Annotated in this window: 20 protein-coding genes; 11 read left to right on the plus strand and 9 right to left on the minus strand. The window is 35.3% G+C overall.

Annotated features, from left to right (window positions below; translation table 11 throughout):
• Positions 1-44 precede the first annotated feature (44 nt).
• The 3 genes from clpP (at position 45) to J7E57_RS18310 (ending at position 2933) form a co-directional block, all read left to right on the plus strand.
• Entirely contained in the window at positions 45-752 is a 708-nt protein-coding gene (gene clpP, locus J7E57_RS18300; protein ID WP_215128617.1) for an ATP-dependent Clp endopeptidase proteolytic subunit ClpP, read from the plus strand.
• Entirely contained in the window at positions 706-1974 is a 1269-nt protein-coding gene (gene clpX / locus J7E57_RS18305) for an ATP-dependent Clp protease ATP-binding subunit ClpX (RefSeq protein WP_410522689.1), read from the plus strand. The genes clpP and clpX overlap by 47 nt, the downstream gene beginning before the upstream one ends.
• Before the next feature lie 95 nt (positions 1975-2069).
• Positions 2070-2933, plus strand: a complete 864-nt coding sequence (locus J7E57_RS18310) for an AMP nucleosidase (protein ID WP_215128613.1) — start codon at positions 2070-2072, stop codon at positions 2931-2933.
• A gap of 204 nt (positions 2934-3137) precedes the next feature.
• On the opposite strand, the gene J7E57_RS18315 is transcribed toward J7E57_RS18310, so the two are convergent.
• Together J7E57_RS18315 and J7E57_RS18320 are read right to left on the minus strand one after the other, a co-directional pair.
• Positions 3138-3797, minus strand: a complete 660-nt coding sequence (locus J7E57_RS18315) for an ATP-binding cassette domain-containing protein (protein ID WP_215128611.1) — start codon at positions 3795-3797, stop codon at positions 3138-3140.
• A gap of 485 nt (positions 3798-4282) precedes the next feature.
• Entirely contained in the window at positions 4283-5143 is an 861-nt protein-coding gene (locus tag J7E57_RS18320) for an RNA polymerase sigma factor RpoD/SigA (protein ID WP_010601359.1), read from the minus strand.
• Positions 5144-5692: 549 nt separating this feature from the next.
• On the opposite strand from J7E57_RS18320, the gene J7E57_RS18325 reads away from it, so the two are divergent.
• Together J7E57_RS18325 and J7E57_RS18330 are read left to right on the plus strand one after the other, a co-directional pair.
• The gene (locus tag J7E57_RS18325; RefSeq protein ID WP_215128608.1) at positions 5693-6184 is read left to right on the plus strand and encodes a DUF2975 domain-containing protein; all 492 of its coding nucleotides are present in this window, start codon (positions 5693-5695) and stop codon (positions 6182-6184) included.
• Between the two features lie 4 nt (positions 6185-6188).
• On the plus strand, positions 6189-6395 hold the full coding sequence (locus J7E57_RS18330) for a helix-turn-helix domain-containing protein (protein ID WP_215128606.1): 207 nt from the start codon (positions 6189-6191) through the stop codon (positions 6393-6395).
• Between the two features lie 374 nt (positions 6396-6769).
• Here J7E57_RS18330 and sucC read toward each other — a convergent pair whose 3' ends face one another.
• The 7 genes from sucC to J7E57_RS18365 form a co-directional block, all read right to left on the minus strand.
• Positions 6770-7969: an ADP-forming succinate--CoA ligase subunit beta gene (sucC, locus tag J7E57_RS18335; RefSeq protein ID WP_215128603.1), complete on the minus strand. Its 1200-nt coding sequence runs from the start codon at positions 7967-7969 to the stop codon at positions 6770-6772.
• A 163-nt stretch (positions 7970-8132) separates the two neighbouring features.
• Positions 8133-8825: a hypothetical protein gene (locus tag J7E57_RS18340; protein ID WP_215128601.1), complete on the minus strand. Its 693-nt coding sequence runs from the start codon at positions 8823-8825 to the stop codon at positions 8133-8135.
• A gap of 114 nt (positions 8826-8939) precedes the next feature.
• Positions 8940-9248, minus strand: a complete 309-nt coding sequence (locus J7E57_RS18345) for a hypothetical protein (RefSeq protein WP_215128599.1) — start codon at positions 9246-9248, stop codon at positions 8940-8942.
• A 113-nt stretch (positions 9249-9361) separates the two neighbouring features.
• On the minus strand, positions 9362-9955 hold the full coding sequence (locus J7E57_RS18350) for a hypothetical protein (RefSeq protein WP_215128597.1): 594 nt from the start codon (positions 9953-9955) through the stop codon (positions 9362-9364).
• A 4-nt stretch (positions 9956-9959) separates the two neighbouring features.
• Positions 9960-11519 (minus strand): DUF4173 domain-containing protein, encoded by a 1560-nt coding sequence (locus J7E57_RS18355; RefSeq protein ID WP_215128595.1) that lies wholly within the window; start codon positions 11517-11519, stop codon positions 9960-9962.
• Positions 11520-11610: 91 nt separating this feature from the next.
• On the minus strand, positions 11611-11907 hold the full coding sequence (locus tag J7E57_RS18360; protein WP_029277182.1) for a winged helix-turn-helix domain-containing protein: 297 nt from the start codon (positions 11905-11907) through the stop codon (positions 11611-11613).
• Positions 11908-11909: 2 nt separating this feature from the next.
• Positions 11910-12545: a hypothetical protein gene (locus J7E57_RS18365; RefSeq protein WP_251029972.1), complete on the minus strand. Its 636-nt coding sequence runs from the start codon at positions 12543-12545 to the stop codon at positions 11910-11912.
• Positions 12546-12738: 193 nt separating this feature from the next.
• Between J7E57_RS18365 and J7E57_RS18370 the strand changes: the two genes are divergently transcribed.
• From J7E57_RS18370 to dprA, 6 genes are all read left to right on the plus strand, one after another.
• On the plus strand, positions 12739-13389 hold the full coding sequence (locus tag J7E57_RS18370; RefSeq protein ID WP_215128593.1) for an ABC transporter ATP-binding protein: 651 nt from the start codon (positions 12739-12741) through the stop codon (positions 13387-13389).
• Positions 13390-13454: 65 nt separating this feature from the next.
• Positions 13455-13934: a hypothetical protein gene (locus tag J7E57_RS18375; RefSeq protein WP_215128591.1), complete on the plus strand. Its 480-nt coding sequence runs from the start codon at positions 13455-13457 to the stop codon at positions 13932-13934.
• A 1-nt stretch (position 13935) separates the two neighbouring features.
• A complete protein-coding gene (locus J7E57_RS18380; RefSeq protein ID WP_215128589.1) occupies positions 13936-14544 on the plus strand; it encodes an HAD family hydrolase in 609 nt (202 codons plus the stop codon).
• 2 nt (positions 14545-14546) lie between these two features.
• Positions 14547-16037: a S41 family peptidase gene (locus tag J7E57_RS18385; RefSeq protein ID WP_215128587.1), complete on the plus strand. Its 1491-nt coding sequence runs from the start codon at positions 14547-14549 to the stop codon at positions 16035-16037.
• Between the two features lie 146 nt (positions 16038-16183).
• On the plus strand, positions 16184-16450 hold the full coding sequence (locus J7E57_RS18390; protein WP_029277171.1) for a hypothetical protein: 267 nt from the start codon (positions 16184-16186) through the stop codon (positions 16448-16450).
• A 51-nt stretch (positions 16451-16501) separates the two neighbouring features.
• Positions 16502-17596 carry a DNA-processing protein DprA gene (gene dprA / locus J7E57_RS18395; protein ID WP_215128585.1) on the plus strand — a complete coding sequence of 365 codons (1095 nt, stop codon included), beginning with the start codon at positions 16502-16504 and terminating at the stop codon, positions 17594-17596.
• Positions 17597-17698 lie beyond the last annotated feature (102 nt).

The raw sequence follows: 17698 nt of genomic DNA on the forward strand, positions 1-17698 counted from the left end.
ACAGGAGCTCAAAACTCTATGCCCTCTGCTAAAAAACTCACATAATGAACATAGATTCACAAGAATTCAGAAAATTTGCCGTTAAACATCAGGGTATTGGCGGTTTACATGTAGATAAATTCATTGCACAGGCTAACCTTTCGCCACAATCGATGACACCATATATTATAGAAGAACGCCAAATGAACGTAGCTCAGATGGACGTTTTTTCAAGATTAATGATGGACCGTATCATCTTTTTAGGAGATGCGATTTATGATCAGAATGCAAATATCATTCAGGCGCAGTTGTTGTTTTTACAATCGACAGATGCTGATAGAGATATTCAGATCTATATTAACTCTCCAGGAGGTTCAGTATATGCTGGTTTAGGTATTTATGATACTATGCAGTATATTCAGCCTGATGTAGCTACAATCTGTACAGGAATGGCTGCGTCAATGGGTGCTGTTTTATTGGTTGCTGGTGCAGAAGGTAAACGCTCTGCTTTACCACACTCAAGAGTAATGATCCACCAACCATCAGGAGGTGCACAAGGTGTAGCATCTGATATGGAGATCAACTTGAGAGAGATGTTGAAATTGAAAAAAGAATTATACGATATCATTTCTGAGCACTCTGGTCAAACATATGATTGGGTAGAGAAAGCTTCAGATCGTGATTACTGGATGAGTGCTGAAGAAGCCAAAGGGTTTGGTATGATTGATGAAGTGTTATCGAGAAACGCAAGAAAAAATGGCGAAACAAAATAAAGAATCCCGTTGCTCATTCTGCCATTCTGGCAAGCATGAAACTTTAATGTTAATTGAAGGTATGGATGCATTTATCTGTGATAAGTGTGTAACCCAGGCCAATCAATTGCTTGCACAAGAATTAGGAACCAAAGGGACAAAAAATATTCAAGAGGCGATTAATTTATTAAAGCCTCTTGAAATTAAACAACACATTGATCAGTATGTTATTGGTCAGGATGATGCTAAAAAAGTGCTGTCGGTTGCTGTTTACAATCACTATAAACGTTTAAATCAAAAAATTGATAAAGACGAGATCGAGATCGAAAAATCTAATATCATGTTGGTTGGTGAAACCGGAACTGGTAAAACACTTTTAGCGAAAACGATTGCCAAAATTTTGCATGTGCCTTTCTGTATCTGTGATGCAACTGTTTTAACCGAAGCGGGTTATGTAGGTGAAGATGTTGAGAGTATTTTAACGCGTTTGCTTCAGGCTGCGGATTATGATGTAACTGCTGCAGAACGTGGTATTGTTTATATTGATGAAGTAGATAAAGTTGCGCGTAAAAGCGATAATCCATCTATTACCCGTGATGTATCAGGAGAAGGCGTTCAGCAGGCTTTGTTGAAAATTTTGGAGGGTACGGTTGTAAATGTGCCACCTCAGGGCGGACGTAAACATCCAGATCAAAAAATGATCCCGGTAAACACAAATAATATTTTGTTTATCTGCGGTGGAGCATTCGATGGTATTGAACGCAAAATTGCCAACCGTTTGCGCACGCAGGCTGTAGGTTACAGAGTAAAGAAAGATGAGACAGTTTTAGATCTTAAAAATCTTTATAAGTATATTACACCTCAGGATTTAAAATCCTTCGGATTAATTCCAGAATTAATTGGTCGTATACCAGTTCTTTCTCACTTAAATCCATTGGATAAGGAATCTTTAAGAAACATTTTAACGGCACCTAAAAACTCATTAATTAAGCAATATGTTAAGCTTTTTGCTTACGAAGATGTTAAATTAACTTTTGATGATGAAGTTTTGAATTTTATTGTGGATAAAGCAATGGAATATAAATTGGGCGCCCGTGGGTTAAGATCGATCTGCGAAGCGATTATGTTGGATGCGATGTTTGATACGCCAACGCAGACGGATGTCAAGGAATTGCACATCAATCTCGATTATGCGATAGAAAAATTTGAAAAGGCCGACTTTAAAAAGTTGCAGGCCGCATAAAAATTCAAATCCTCTCGCCGAAAGCGAGGGGATTTTTTTTAATACAGTATTTGTTAACGCTGAGCGCCAAGCGCCATGCTCAAAACTAAAAGAATATGAACGAAGAAAAAGACGTAAAAAAAGACGAGGAAATAGTAGAGAAGTCAAAAAAAGTAAAAGAAGTAGAAACTCCTGTTAAATCGGGATTAAAATCGAAAGATGAAATTGTTAAAAATTGGCTGCCCCGTTATACTGGCAGGCCGTTAGATCAGTTTGGCGATTATATTCTGCTGACCAATTTCAGTAAGTATGTAACCATGTTTTCGGAGTGGAATGATAATGCACCGGTTATGGGTTTAGATAAGCCTATGCAAAGTGTTACCGCAAATGGTATTACGATTATCAACTTTGGTATGGGAAGCCCCTTGGCAGCAACCATGATGGATTTATTAACGGCCATTAAACCTAAGGCTGTTTTGTTTTTAGGTAAATGTGGTGGTTTAAAGAAGAAGAACCAATTAGGCGATTTAATTTTGCCTATTGCCGCAATCAGGGGTGAAGGTACATCGAATGATTACCTGCCGGCAGAAGTACCTGCATTGCCAGCATTCGCCTTGCAGAAAGCGATTTCTACAACCATACGCGATCATGGCAGGGATTATTGGACTGGAACCTGTTATACCACCAACCGGAGGGTTTGGGAGCACGATAAAGAGTTTAAAAAGTACTTGAAAACTTTAAGGGCGATGGCAGTAGATATGGAAACAGCTACGATTTTTACTACGGCCTTTGCCAATAAAATCCCAGCAGGCGCGTTACTATTAGTTTCCGATCAACCGATGATACCAGAAGGTGTTAAAACTGCCGAAAGCGATAGTACTGTAACCGAGAAATACGTAGAAACACATTTAAGAATTGGTATCGACTCATTAAAGCAATTAATCAATAACGGATTAACCGTAAAACACTTGTTGTTTTAACATAAATCAAGTAGAGGTATCGTCATCCTGAACTTGTTTCAGGATCTTTTCGGCTTAAATTATTAACAAGTTAGATGCTGAAATAAATTCAGCATGACGGCTCAGGTTAAGGTAATCGTCATCCTGAACCTGTTTCAAAATCTTTTAATCTAAGGTTGAAGGATAAGATAGATGCTGATCCCAAAAATTCGGGACAGCATGCCTTTAAACTGCGAATCCTGGTAGGTAGCCATGCAATACCAGGTCATCTTCGCTGTTGATGTTATAGTTGCATCGATTGTGCAAAAGTACAATACGATCGGAAATAGCTAAAATAGACTTGTAGTAATGATCGGTAATGATAAAACCTTTGTATGCTTTCATCCGATTGATATGGTCTTTCAATTCTTCGATCCACAATGGCGATAATTGCGAAAATGGCTCATCTAGAAGTATATATTGTGCATCGCTATAAATCATTAATAAACATTCTATAAACCTGCGTTCCCCACCAGATAGGGTGCGAAATCTAGCCTTTAAATGATTGGCAATAACTTCAATTTGCTGTAATTCAGCTTGTCGGTTTTTGCAAAAGATATTAATGGCCTGAAAAATACTAATCTGGTTTGGAATAAAATTATCCTGAGGTAAATAAGATAGATTGTTTGATAAATAGCCTTTTTCATATACTTTATTATTTATATTAAGGTATTTGAAGTTCGCTTTTACACTTCCAAAAATGATCTTTAACATAGTTGATTTACCGGATCCATTCCTGCCCAATAGACCGACTACTTCACCAATTTTACAGTTAAGGTAAACGCTGCTTAATACTTCCCGATCTGCAAAAGATTGGTTAACACTGTCGATAAAAAGTCTTTGCATATAGATGAAATGATTAAGATTCCGATAAAAACAATTAAATCATATAAAATCAGGTTTGTCATGATTTTTCTAAAGCCTATGCCCTGATTTTTGAAAAAGTATGCAGTAGATTGATAAAACATGAAATATATGGCAACAGAAAATACCCAGCCAATAAGTTTGATGAATAAGGCAAAGGAGTAAATCCCTGGCTCTTTAAAGCCATTTAAAATGAAAAATACTGATATGAGCAAGCTGACCAGTACATTCCATGAAAAAATGGGTTTGTGTATAGTTAAAGATTTTTTGAGTACACCAATCGACATGACTTAAAGATATAAAATCATAACGATAAACTTAGTTGTAACTAAACAAAAAAAAATGCCAGCGTGTAATCGTCATTTCGACAGTAGTGTTCCAAAGGAACTCCTTCGGAGGAGAAATATATAAACAAAAAAAAGATCGGCCAATAGCCGATCTTTTTTTGTTTCAATGAACTTAATCTCTTATCCTAAATAAGATTTTAAGATTTTACTTCTTGACGTATGACGTAAACGCTGTAAAGCTTTATCCTTAATCTGACGAACACGTTCACGGGTTAAATTAAATTTCTCTCCAATTTCTTCTAGAGAAAGGGGATGGTTAGAGCCTAAGCCGAAGAATAAAACGATAATTTCTCTTTCTCTTTCGGTTAAAGTAGATAAAGAACGTTTAATTTCTTCTGATAAAGATTCATTAATCAATGAGCTATCTGTATTTGGTTCGTGGTTTTCCAATACATCTAATAATGTATTTTCTTCACCTTGAACAAATGGAGCATCCATTGATACGTGGCGGCCTGAATTACTAAGTGTGTCCGAAATTTTATCCACTGTAGTTTCTAAAATATCGGCAAGTTCTTCAGGAGAAGGCTCACGTTCGTATTCTTGCTCTAATTTAGAGAAAGCTTTACTGATTTTGCTTAATGAACCTACCTGGTTTAAAGGTAAACGTACAATACGGCTTTGCTCGGCAATTGCCTGCAAAATAGATTGACGAATCCACCAAACGGCATAAGAAATGAATTTGAAACCTTTAGTCTCATCAAAACGTTTTGCCGCTTTAATTAAACCTAAGTTACCTTCATTGATTAAATCGCCTAAGGTTAAGCCCTGATTTTGATATTGTTTTGCAACAGATACAACGAAACGCAAGTTGGTCTTAGTCAATCGCTCTAATGCAGCCTGATCGCCCTCACGAATCTTCCTTGCTAAAATTACTTCCTCTTCTGCTGTTATTAAATCTACTTTGCCAATTTCGTGTAGGTATTTATCTAATGACTGACTTTCACGGTTGGTAATGGATTGCGTTATCTTGAGTTGTCTCATTTATACGAATTGTGTGCTCTTTAATTATTGAGTGTGCAAAGTTACGAAATTGTATAGCAATCCGAAAGGATAAAATGCTGAAAATGTTACTGTTTGCACAAGTTTTTTACAGTTTTACTTATAGCAAAAATCATTCCAAACAAAATTCTGTCATTGTATGTCTGAATAATTATATTATGATTGTTTTTCGAATATTATTTATTGTAAATCAATAAATATATTTTGAATTATAATAATTTATTATTTATGTTTGTACTATAAATGATTGAATAAATATGACGTTTCTTAATTTTTCAACTATTTAAAGTAAATAATAAAAGCCATTATTATTGGGTGTTTTTGATCATGTAGTTTTTGTCAGGTTGCATGATAAAGATCAAAACAAGAAATCGACTTAATTATTAACAGTAAATAAAATCTCAGGCATTACATTTTAAACTGGTATGTAATTATGGAAATTAAAATAACAATCAATCAGATTTTGAAAGTACTACAGGTGCTAAACAGAGGAATAGAAATTCAACAAGAAAATGATTTAAGGATATAATTATGAAAACGCAGAATCAAATTAGGTTAATTAAAATGGGTTATGTTGTAACACTTTTGGTCGTAATGCTGTTTTCGCTTAAAGATGCGTCCAAGGGTTTTGAAGATGGGTATACAGATAGTGAAAAAGGTGGGCTGTTGGATTTGGTACAGGGTTTATTTATATTGATAATTATGTTCTTTAGTTCAAGGGTGTTGGTTTATCTCTATCGTTTTATTAATTCGATAGAGATAGGCAATGTTTTTAGTACTGAAAATACAGGTAGGCTTACACGTATGGGATGGTATTGTACTACGATTCCATTTCTGCTGTTTATTTATAACGCTATGGTTTATGCAAATCAATCAAATAATCGACAAGATTTAGTATTCAAGATAATTGAGAATGTTGATTTTCAGATCTGGCTGTTGATTTTTGGCTTAACACTTTTAACAATAGCATTTGTGTTTAGAAAAGGGATTGAGCTGCAACAAGAAAACGATTTAACGATATAAGTCCATGCCTATAATTGTAAATTTAGATGTAATGTTGGCCAGACGTAAAATGTCGTTAACCGAATTAAGTGAACGGGTAGGGATTACGATGTCTAATTTATCGATACTTAAAACGGGCAAAGCGAAGGCCGTTCGTTTGGAAACATTAGAGGCAATTTGTAGGGCTTTAGATTGCCAGCCAGGTGATATTTTAGAGTTCCGCGTAGATTAACTTACAAAGTCTAAAAGGGCTCGGGCGCATGAAAGACTTTGTAAGTTTAACATTGTATAAAACGAAAGTATTTTTCGTTGCAGGGTCTTCGACTCCGCTCAGACTGACAACCGCAAAAAGATTGTTTGATAGCAGGACTTCCGGAACCGAAATGTGCAGAGCCTTGCTTTCCAAGAAAAATATTGACCACCTAAGACACCTTAGTACATTTAAGTCGATTGCTATTGAATTGCTGGTAATGATAGGTTAAAGAACACCCCGTCCTGCGGACACCCCTCTAAAAGAGGGAATAAAAAAAAACCTTCCAGTTTTCACTGAAAGGTTTTAAAATATGTATTGCTTTAAGCTTTGGTCTTTCGACTTTTAGCTTAAGCCTATGCTTGTTCAGCCAATACTTTAGTCACTAAATCTGCAGCTTCTTTTAAAGCAATTGCTGAGTAAACCTGAAGGCCAGACTCATCAATTAATTTTTTAGCTTCTACCGCATTTGTGCCTTGTAAACGGCAGATAATCGGAACTGGAATGTCGCCAATTTCTTGGTAAGCATCGATAACACCTTGTGCGACACGATCACAACGAACAATACCACCGAAAATATTAATCAAAATTGCTTTAACATTTTTATCTTTCAAAATGATGTTGAAAGCCGCTTTAACCGTTTGAGCATTTGCAGTTCCACCAACGTCTAAGAAGTTAGCAGGCTCTCCGCCGGCTAATTTAATAATATCCATGGTAGCCATTGCTAAACCAGCACCGTTAACCATACAACCTACGTTACCATCAAGGTTAACAAAGTTTAGGTTAGAAGCACTTGCTTCAACTTCCATCGGATCCTCTTCCATAGTATCGCGCATTGCTGCGTAATCAGGGTGACGGAATAATGCATTTTCATCTAAATCAACTTTAGCATCAACAGCAATAATTTTATCATCGCTTGTTTTTAATACCGGGTTAATTTCAAACATCGCAGAATCAGTTGCATCATATGCCTTATATAAAGCGCTTACGAATTTAACCATTTCTTTATGTGCAACACCGCTAAGGCCTAATTTGAAAGCTATTTTACGGGCCTGAAAACCTTGTAAACCAACTTTAGGATCGATTTCTTCTTTGAAAATTAAGTGTGGGGTGTGCTCAGCAACTTCTTCGATATCCATACCACCTTCTGTACTGTACATGATGATGTTACGGCCTTTTGCACGGTCTAACAATACCGAGATGTAGAATTCTTTGGTTTCAGAAGCGCCCGGATAATAAACATCCTGAGCAACTAAAATTTTACTCACTAATTTACCTTCAGGACCGGTTTGAGGAGTTACCAATTGCATACCAATAATGTCGGTTGCACGTTGTTTAACTTCTTCAAGGTTTTTGGCTAATTTAACACCTCCACCTTTACCGCGACCACCAGCGTGGATTTGCGCTTTAATTACAACCCAGTCAGAATTGTAATCTATTTTCAGTTGCTTAGCAGCCTCAACAGCTTGCTCAGGAGTATCGGCAACTATTCCTTCTTGAACGTTAACACCGAAACTTTTTAATATTTGTTTACCCTGGTATTCGTGAATATTCATTTGCTACAAAATTTGCCCAAAGCTACAATTTCAAACCCTTTAAACAAATAGCAATTGCCGATTTTTTCAGAAAATGAACGTTTTGTGTTAATCGGGAAAAGTGATGTGGTACACGAGCTGATTATTGGGGCTTAACCTCAATAAAGAAGCAGATGTCGCTATTCTACAATACTTTTTTTGCTAAATTTTTAATTTCATCTTTAAAGTTCTTGTCGAAGACAGCTTTTAAAGATCCTGTTTTTAAGTTGTATGTAAAATATTCAACCTCATCCTTATCATCAAATTCTTTATCTCCATTAGTATCCTTTATCAAATCCATTAATATTAAATCATGTTTATCGTCTATTTTCCAGCTAGTTACATCATAGTTGTTTGGAGATATCCGGATAAATGATTTTCCCTCCAGGTTAGAGAGGTAAAGTTTACTAGGATCTTTGTCTGTTAGTTTTTTATTGCCATCATAGTCAGAATCGGTAATATCATAGTAGATAAACTGATCGGATAAAGTATTTTGATTATTTGGACTATGTTCTGAATGACCAATATTGAAGGAGTTGATAATAACTTTTTCTTTAGTCAATAATTCGCTTTTACCTGAAATAACATTGTGAAAGATGAGGTTCCAATGATTGGAATTCACGTCTCTTTTATAACTATCGTAATCGCCATCATTTAATCTTAATGGGTATAGCAGAATATCTGTTTTACCAATGATAATTGGAGAATCGTACTGTATTTTAGGCTGACTTTTCGTTTGAATGTTACTTGTTTCCGTAGAAATGGTTTTAATTTCCCCAGTGCAGGATGATGCCAGTATGGTAAAACTTAATAAAGTTATTGAGATTATTTTTTTCATTGTCGTTAATTTTGATTTAAGGTGAGTATAGCCAATAAAAGTGCTTATTGGCTTAAGATCGCCGATATTAGATTGTATTTGGAAATGGCATTATACATTTGTTTTAAAAATGTGCTAACTTCCTGCAATCGGCGACCCAAAAATTCCAACAGCCATTTCTGCCCAGATTAAAAACAATGCAATTAAAATTACAATTAGGACTATGGTTCTGCTGGTGCCTGTTTTCATGTTTCTAATTACAAGCTCGATGGCTAAACCCGTACTAAGCAATAATATGCCAGCGGCAACAAAATCCCTTAAGTCCCACTGTACCTCATTTGTAAATTGCATGGCTATTAAAGGAATAGCTAATATTGATGCTATTACGCTTAAAATAATGATGATTCTTAGTTTGCCTGAATTAAATGTTTCTTGATTTTTCATGATTTTTATATTTTAATATACGTTTTAAATGGATAATTAAATAATTTTTAGTTTCCCCGATGCGGTTTGCATCAGGGAGCTAAGGGTTGAGCGGTTAATTATAATTTAGTTTATCAATAATTTAAGCGATACCAGTTTTTTGTGATTTTAAAATTATTTTCCTTATAAGAAGATTGAATTTCTTTTTCTAATCGCTTAATTTCATTCGGATCATCTGTATATACAAATGCTGAATAATGACTTAAAAAACCACGGTTAATGAAAAACTCTACCGTTACCTGATTTTTTTCATTTGTGGATATTGAAATGTCATTTCCTCCATTTGATATTAGTGCGTACTTAAATTCGTCCAGACGATGAACTGATTTGTTAGCATCGTATATTATGCTGCCACTTTTAATCCGTGATATGATTTCCTCTCTTTGTCCTTTTCTGAAATGCCAATCAATTTTTTCAAAAAAGTCTTCACTAAAAAGTGAAATAGTACCTAGGCAAACGCCGAAAATTAATGCTGTTATATGGAATTTTGTGGTTATACCTTTTTTAGCTATAATACTGTATAGTAAAAATGATGACAGAATAAGTCCAATAAAAAGGTACGGTAGTATAAATACAAAGGACATAAAACCCCCTCCATAATAATATATAAATGGCCCCTGCAAAATGGATAGAAAAATTATTAGTAGCGCTAGCAGATTCTTTGACATGATTTTATTTATTTAACCCAAAATATTCCGCCGTATTCCAATCCTGTAAATTCCACGATAACCAGCCCGATTTCTCGTAACGTTCTTTGAAATAACCAATTCGCTCGTCTAATTTTCTCATTAGCGCTTTTTCTGGCTGATCTACTTTGGCAACTTCAGAATCATTATTGGTTGAAGGATGGATTTTTGACCTGTTTTTATCTAAGAATGGGAGTGTCTTTTCTGATAAAGAGGTCAAATAATAAGGATCGATAGAAACAGCATCAACATGATTGAGGTTGTATTTTACGATTAAAACATCCCAGTTAATGGTGCTAAAAGCAAGTAGTAATGCAAACCAGATGTTCCCATTTACTTTAAAGAGATAGAATATGGTTTTCTGCTTGGCTACCTTTAAATAAACGGTGGACAAACCAATGATACAAAGAATGGCAAATACCAATACACCGATTCTTTTATGTGTTAAACCATGGAATTCGATATAATAACCATCACGGATAAATACGGAGATGATCAGGATGAAATTTTGAACCATCCAGGTAAAGGCAAGCACCCTTAATGTTTTGCTTTTACGATAAAAATTCAGATTTCCCCTAAAAAAGTAAAGGATTACCGCCATGGCCATTACAATACTAAAGATTAGTGTATTGGTGCCCTGGTGTAGCTCTCCAGAGAAATTTCCCGAAGGTTTATAACCGAACCAAAGCGTGGTAATATCGATGGCATTTAATAACAACAATAGGAGGTTAAGGGCAACAAACGAAATTATGCCTACAATGTATTCGGTTTTTAAAGCCATTTTCCGTGTTAAGAGGTTGCCGCTAAATGTTTCTACAAGGTGGTACCAAATCGTTTTTTGACCTGATGTTCTTCTGATCCTTACTAATTGTTCCTTGCATTTCAGTTCTGCTTTTTCTAAACTTTTATCAAAAAATGCGAGTAATAAACCTCCTGTTAAGGCTAATCCAAAGCAGAAATGTATGATGCGTTCGATACTTAAATCTTTGAAAAAGAAATGGAGGATATCTTCAAAAAATTGACCGATGTTAGTTAATACACTTTCGGCATAATGTGCAAAAACATTATTCGCTGCAGAATACAAACACGTAAAAAAGATTACGGCAATAACAGGTATAAAAATGTACTTGATCAATTTAAAAAAAGGTTTCAGGTTAAAATTACCTATGCTTATTTTACTTAAATGTTTTACTGCATTAAAAGGAACCGTGATCATTTGTAAAATACTGGCAAGAAAAGCGGCAAAAATCGTTCTGATCTGCTGGTTATGGCTAAAACCGATAAATAACAGCAAACTGATATAATAGGTGGCAACAGATAAATCAGAATTATTAATTACCACCAGTACTGCGGCCAAAAGATGTGCTAAACCGTAAATTTTTAGCTTTATACTTTTAACTACATCTGGATTAATAAAGGTGACAGCGAGTAAATAGATACTATAAATAAGCAGATTGAGCGCTAACCTTTCTTGCCAAAATAGAAAAGTAAACAGGAGGCCACCCAGCAGAACAGAGAGTGATAAGAGGTTGGATCTATTTTTCATAATGATATGATAATGGTTTATAATTTTTATGGTTGTATTGTTTGTTTTAAAAGTGCTTTGAAATTCAAAGTAAATAGTTAAAAAAAATAGCTTATAGTTTTTTGATCATTTTTTCAAGTGCATCTAAATGTGCTTTAAAAGCCTGTTTGCCCAAAGCCGTGATAGCGTAGGTGGTACTGGTTTTTCTGCCGATAAAGCCTTTGTGTACCTTTATAAATTCTGCCTGCTCTAAAGTATTCAGGTGTGAGGCCAGGTTTCCATCTGTTAATTCGAGCATTTGTTTCAGGTCGTTAAAGCCAATTTCATCGTTTACTACCAGAATAGACATTACGCCCAACCTGATCCGGCTATCGAATATTTTATTTAAATCTGCTATCGGGTTTTTCATCCTTACTGACCTCTCTCATATTTAAAATACATTAAAAGACCATAAACAATGTGCAATACACCAAAGCCAAAAGCCCAAAAAATTAAGCCATAACCTACGTAAAACATGCAGATTAATCCAAGTATTACCTCGCAAAGCCCCAGGTAGCGAATGTCGCTGTAAGTATATTTACTGGCATTAATAAGCGCCAAACCATAAAAAATTAAACAGCTTGGTGCAACAATAGCATAAGTGTTCGGATGGTTAATCAATAAAGCAATAATAAACAAACCTCCGGCAACCAACGGGACAAATAAATTAATTATAAGTGATTTAGAGGTTTTATCCCAGATTGGAAGATTGTTTTTCTGACTTTTTCTATAGGTAAATAAAACTCCTCCAGCCAGCGCAATCACCAAAACAAAAATACCAAGTTTTATTAAGTTAAACTCCAGGTCCATTTCTCCATCAACGCCATAACCGTAACCGCGTTTGCCGATGAATTTGTTAATTTCATCGTTTGCAAAATAAGCCCCAATTAAAGCAATAACACCTGCAAAAACACCAGATAAACCGCTCAAAGAAATAAATCTCGACGACCTGTCCATCATTTGTCTGATATCTTTTAAGGTATTTAATTGTTCTTCCTGAGTGCTCATTTTAAAAGTGCTTTGTTTTTCAAAGTTAAATAAGAAATTGATATTTCCAAAATTATTTTTTTTCCTTCGGTATGATTACACAGATTAAAGGATTACATAGATTTCAAAGGTCTGGTATTATGCATTTAGCCTTTGGCCTTTAGTCTTTATGCTTTTACCTTTAGTCTTTAACCTTTTTTATTAAATTTGAAGCATGCTAAAAGCCACTGGAATAAGAAAATCGTACGGAAATCTACAAATTTTAAAAGGTGTAAATTTTGAAGTGCAAAAAGGGGAGATTGTAAGTATTATTGGGCCATCTGGTGCAGGTAAAAGTACTTTATTGCATATTTTAGGAACATTGGATAGACCTGATGTCGGGTCTGTAGAACTAAAAGGCACTGTTGTTAATAGATTGAATGGCGATCTGCTGAGTACTTTCCGCAATCAGAATATCGGTTTTGTATTTCAGTTTCATCATTTGTTGCCAGAATTTAGTGCCATTGAAAATATTTGCATTCCGGCATTTATTGCCAAAACCAATAAAAAACAGGCCGAAACCAGGGCATTTGAACTGTTAGATCTGTTTGGACTAAAAGACAGGGCCCAGCATAAACCCAATCAGCTGTCTGGTGGTGAGCAGCAGCGTGTAGCCATTGCAAGAGCGCTGATCAATAATCCTTCAATTATATTGGCTGATGAACCATCAGGGAATTTAGACTCTGAAAATGCAGCCGGATTACACCAGTTGTTTGTAAGTTTGCGCGATAATTTCCATCAAACCTTTGTGATTGTTACACACAATGAACACCTTGCAAAAACCAGCGACCGTGTAGTGAGCATGAAAGATGGTTTAATCGTATAAAATCAGATCATTCCCTAGTTTAGTAGCGCTATTATTAATTAACTTATTCATTCAATCATTATACTTTGAAAATACTGATAACAGGAGGGAACAATGCTAAGGCTTTGAAGCTGATGAAAGCATTTCCCAGTCATTTTGTTTTACTTGCCGATTATGGTGATGTACCGGGGATTGTAACTGAAAATTATGCCTTTTCATCGTTAGGTGTATTAAATAAAGACAGTATCGCTCATATTCTATTAAATTTTTGTATCACTGAGGCCATAGATTGTATTATCCCTTTACACCATTATGAGCTTGAGCCATTGGCTAAATCTGCTGTACTTTTTAGTGAGTATGGTATTCAGGTGCTATTGCCTGATGCAGATGTAATTGCTGACTATCTAGCAGAAGAAAAGCTCACTTATCAAAATTTTGCAGTGTTTATTCACGGCGATCAGATTTTTTCAACCGAGGAGGCTTCTCTACCTGCAAATGTAGCTCCCAAATTAAATGGAGTATTTGGTTATAACGATGCTGATGATTTAAAACTTTTTACAATTTAACATGGATGCATATCAATACGTGAAAGACAAGCAGATTGTAATTTTTGAATTGGATGATGTACTTTTTCCAGAGAAGGATTATTTGCTACAGGTTTATTATCTGTTTGCGCAGTTTATAGAATATACCGAGCAAAAAAGTGCACAGTCTATTATTGAATTTATGCGTGCAGCATACGAAAGTAATGGTACTGAAAAACTTTTTGAGAAAACAGCAGATCAGTTTACCATTGATATGAAGTATAAGCATAATTTTGATCTTCTACATCAGAATGCCCGTTTACCTTTAAAACTTTTGCTTTATAAAAATATGCTCGAGTTTATACAGGAACTTGTGGTAGACCGCAAACAAATATTTATTGTAACTGCTGGCAATCCTGAGCAACAACTTAATAAAATTAAGCAAACAGAGTGGAATGGACTAGAGCAATATCTTACGGTATATTTTGTTGAGGAGCTAAGTTTAACTAAAGCAGATATTTTTCAGAACATATTAAACAGCAACAATTTATCGCCTAACCAGGCGTTAGTTGTTGGTGCAAATAAATTTGATGAGCAACAATCTAAATTAATTAATTTGCCGTATATTGTGTCACTAGAAATTTACAAGTAAATATGCTTAGAAAATTTATTTCGCAAAATGCATTTTTATATGCTTTGCTTATTGTGGTTGGATTTACAGTATCGTGTAAAAAATCGAATAATAATCCTGATGGAGATGGTGCACCGCAAGGCACTCCAGGAACCCGGGCAGAGTTAACTAAGGATTCGATTTACCTGTATGCACAGCAAACGTATTATTGGAATGTTGGGATGCCAAGTTATTCTACCTTTAATCCGAGACAGTATAATTCAAACAATGCGGTTTTAGCAGCTTTAAAAGCATTACCAAGTACCGGAGGAAAAGATAAATATTCATTTATCGATGATGGTACTGTAGCTGGAGAATTAGGTGGCGTAGCTGGAGATTTTGGTTTCTCTGTATTTTTTGCCAGCGCGAATGATCTAAGGATTAAATATGTATATGCAACATCACCTGCTGGTGTTCAAGGCTTAAAAAGAGGTTATCAGATTACGAAAATTAATGGTAGCACAGATATTAATACCACTGATGCAAGGATTGATTATATAGTGAATGCTATTTTTGGTACGAACCCAACGGTTTCAATGACGGTTTTAAAACCAGATGGGACTAGTCAGGATGTAACGATAACCAGAGCAAGTTATAATATCAATCCTGTACTTTTTACCAAAACTTATACTGTAGGAGCGAAAAAGGTAGGATATATTGTTTTTAATAGTTTTACCACCAATTCAACGGATTTTCTGGATGCAGCATTTAAAGATTTTTCGACAGATGCAATTACTGAACTTGTTGTCGATTTACGTTATAATGGAGGAGGTTCGGTTGCTACATCAGAAGCCTTTACTAATTTGATTGCACCAACCGCTCAAAATGGTAAAGTGATGTATACCACTTACTGGACACAGACGATGCAGGATAATCAAGCCACTATTCTTCAAAACCAGAAGTTTTACGCTAAAGGTAATGATGGTGTAACACGGATGTACTCTTATTTTGATTATTCTTACAAACCTACAGTTGCAGCGGGAAACCAGGAGGTTTTTGCTAAACGTGGTATATTAAATAGTCTAACCAGGGTTTACTTTATTGTAACAGGTAGTACAGCATCGGCAAGCGAGTTGTTAATTAACAACTTAAAACCTGTAATCGATGTTAAACTAATTGGCAAGAAAACTTATGGCAAACCAGTTGGTTTTTTCTCCATCCGTATAGACAAAAACGACTTATATATTCCCCAGTTTGAAACCAAAAATCAATTAAATCAAGGTGGTTACTTTGATGGAATGGCAGTTGATAAAGATATTTTTGATGACGTAACCAAAGATTTTGGAGATCCAACGGAAAAGCTGTTGGCACAGGCTTTATACTATTCAGCCAATGGAGGTTTCTCTTCTTTCTTTAAAGATAATGCCATTAGCAGTACCTCACCGCTATCTAAAACACAGGTTGAAGATCTTTCAGGCAAGATGGACCATGAATTTAAAGGTATGGTTGAAACTAGAAAGCTGAAATTTAAGTAATTAGCTGTAAATTGTACCAAAAAGGCCAGTTTTGTATTTCAAATCTGGCCTTTTTTATGCGATTATTGCATTATTTGAGAAAATATTGTTGTTTTTTTTATAAAAAATTGATAAGCTTGTTTAACATTAATCGTTAAAGAGATACCATGCCAATAGAAATTGTAGAAAAGGAACATATCAGTTATTTAAACATCATCAATGCAAAAGAAGATCATACTACTGAATTAAAAACAAAACTTGATGAAGCGCAAAGGCTAGGTAATGAGTTTAAATCAAAAGCCGTCATTACTTTTAATACTACCATTGGTCCAAAACGAGTTGATACTACAGTTTGGGCTGTTACAGAAAAATATATACAGCTAAAGAATAATATTCATATTCCGTTAAAAAGTTTAATCGATATTGATTTCTAAGCTTGCTTTAAGGAAATAAATCATCCCGCATTTATTTAACCTTATCAGATCATGAGCATGCTCCATAAAATTGCCTTAACTTTTATTAAATCGATAGGCCCGGTAACGGCCAAAAATCTTCTTGCCTATTGTGGAAGCGCCGAAAATGTGTTTTCTGCAAACAAAAAGCAGCTTTTGCAGATTCCGGGTATTGGAGAGAAAACAATTGAAGCCATTCGTAGTACCGATGCTTTGGTAAGGGCCAGGCAAGAATTAGATTTTATTGAAAAACATGGAATAGAAGTATTGTTTTTCTCTGATGAAAAATACCCTAAAAGGTTAAAGAATTGCATCGATTCGCCAATATTGCTTTATGCCAAAGGCACAGTTGATTTTAACCATCAGCGTATCATCAGTATCGTTGGAACCCGTAATGCAACAAGTTATGGAAAAAATCTCTGTAAAGAATTGTGCGAAGTTTTAGCGCCGTACAATGTTTTGATAGTGAGTGGCTTGGCTTATGGTATCGATATAACGGCCCATAAAGAATGCTTGGTAAATAATATTCCTACCGTTGGTGTGCTTGGTCATGGCTTAGATCGATTGTATCCAAAAATTCATAAAACGATTGCTCAAAAAATGGTTTTGAATGGAAGCCTGCTCACCGAATTCCCGATCCTAACCAATCCAGATCGGCCTAATTTTCCACAAAGGAACCGGATTATTGCAGGGATTGCAGATGCTACCATTGTAGTTGAGGCATCAATAAAGGGAGGCGCCTTAATTACCGCAGAAATCGCAAATTCTTATAATAAAGATGTATATGCTTTTCCGGGTAGAACAAATGATGTTTTTTCGGAAGGATGTAATTTCCTGATTAAAACCAATAGGGCCGGATTAATAAATAATGCTCATGATCTGATTTATTACTTGGGTTGGGATGATGAGGTGGGAGAAAAGAAAAAGGAGGCGCAAACCACGCTACACCTTAGCCTTACGCCTAACGAACAGCGGGTTGTTGATGCATTACAAAACGGCCAACTTTCTATAGATGAGCTTTGCATTCAATTGAATATTCAGCAAAGTAAACTGGCAATCGTAATCCTTACATTAGAAATGCAGGGGATTATTGTTTCGTTACCTGGAAAGATATATAAACTCTTATAAGGAAAGTGAAATTGCATTTTGCCCAATAATCAATCTATAATGCCTATCATAATTATAGATTATGGAATTAAATTCTTTTAATTTATTATTTTCGGAATTATG

This window comes from Pedobacter sp. ISL-64, assembly GCF_018613605.1.
GTDB lineage: Bacteria > Bacteroidota > Bacteroidia > Sphingobacteriales > Sphingobacteriaceae > Pedobacter.

Coding starts and splice junctions, on each gene's coding strand:
- clpP (WP_215128617.1), top strand. CDS start 45: ATGAACATAGATTCACAAGAATTCAGAAAATTTGCCGTTAAACATCAG.
- clpX (WP_410522689.1), top strand. CDS start 706: ATGAAGTGTTATCGAGAAACGCAAGAAAAAATGGCGAAACAAAATAAA.
- J7E57_RS18310 (WP_215128613.1), top strand. CDS start 2,070: ATGAACGAAGAAAAAGACGTAAAAAAAGACGAGGAAATAGTAGAGAAG.
- J7E57_RS18315 (WP_215128611.1), bottom strand. CDS start 3,797: ATGCAAAGACTTTTTATCGACAGTGTTAACCAATCTTTTGCAGATCGG.
- J7E57_RS18320 (WP_010601359.1), bottom strand. CDS start 5,143: ATGAGACAACTCAAGATAACGCAATCCATTACCAACCGTGAAAGTCAG.
- J7E57_RS18325 (WP_215128608.1), top strand. CDS start 5,693: ATGAAAACGCAGAATCAAATTAGGTTAATTAAAATGGGTTATGTTGTA.
- J7E57_RS18330 (WP_215128606.1), top strand. CDS start 6,189: ATGCCTATAATTGTAAATTTAGATGTAATGTTGGCCAGACGTAAAATG.
- sucC (WP_215128603.1), bottom strand. CDS start 7,969: ATGAATATTCACGAATACCAGGGTAAACAAATATTAAAAAGTTTCGGT.
- J7E57_RS18340 (WP_215128601.1), bottom strand. CDS start 8,825: ATGAAAAAAATAATCTCAATAACTTTATTAAGTTTTACCATACTGGCA.
- J7E57_RS18345 (WP_215128599.1), bottom strand. CDS start 9,248: ATGAAAAATCAAGAAACATTTAATTCAGGCAAACTAAGAATCATCATT.
- J7E57_RS18350 (WP_215128597.1), bottom strand. CDS start 9,955: ATGTCAAAGAATCTGCTAGCGCTACTAATAATTTTTCTATCCATTTTG.
- J7E57_RS18355 (WP_215128595.1), bottom strand. CDS start 11,519: ATGAAAAATAGATCCAACCTCTTATCACTCTCTGTTCTGCTGGGTGGC.
- J7E57_RS18360 (WP_029277182.1), bottom strand. CDS start 11,907: ATGAAAAACCCGATAGCAGATTTAAATAAAATATTCGATAGCCGGATC.
- J7E57_RS18365 (WP_251029972.1), bottom strand. CDS start 12,545: ATGAGCACTCAGGAAGAACAATTAAATACCTTAAAAGATATCAGACAA.
- J7E57_RS18370 (WP_215128593.1), top strand. CDS start 12,739: ATGCTAAAAGCCACTGGAATAAGAAAATCGTACGGAAATCTACAAATT.
- J7E57_RS18380 (WP_215128589.1), top strand. CDS start 13,936: ATGGATGCATATCAATACGTGAAAGACAAGCAGATTGTAATTTTTGAA.
- J7E57_RS18385 (WP_215128587.1), top strand. CDS start 14,547: ATGCTTAGAAAATTTATTTCGCAAAATGCATTTTTATATGCTTTGCTT.
- J7E57_RS18390 (WP_029277171.1), top strand. CDS start 16,184: ATGCCAATAGAAATTGTAGAAAAGGAACATATCAGTTATTTAAACATC.
- dprA (WP_215128585.1), top strand. CDS start 16,502: ATGAGCATGCTCCATAAAATTGCCTTAACTTTTATTAAATCGATAGGC.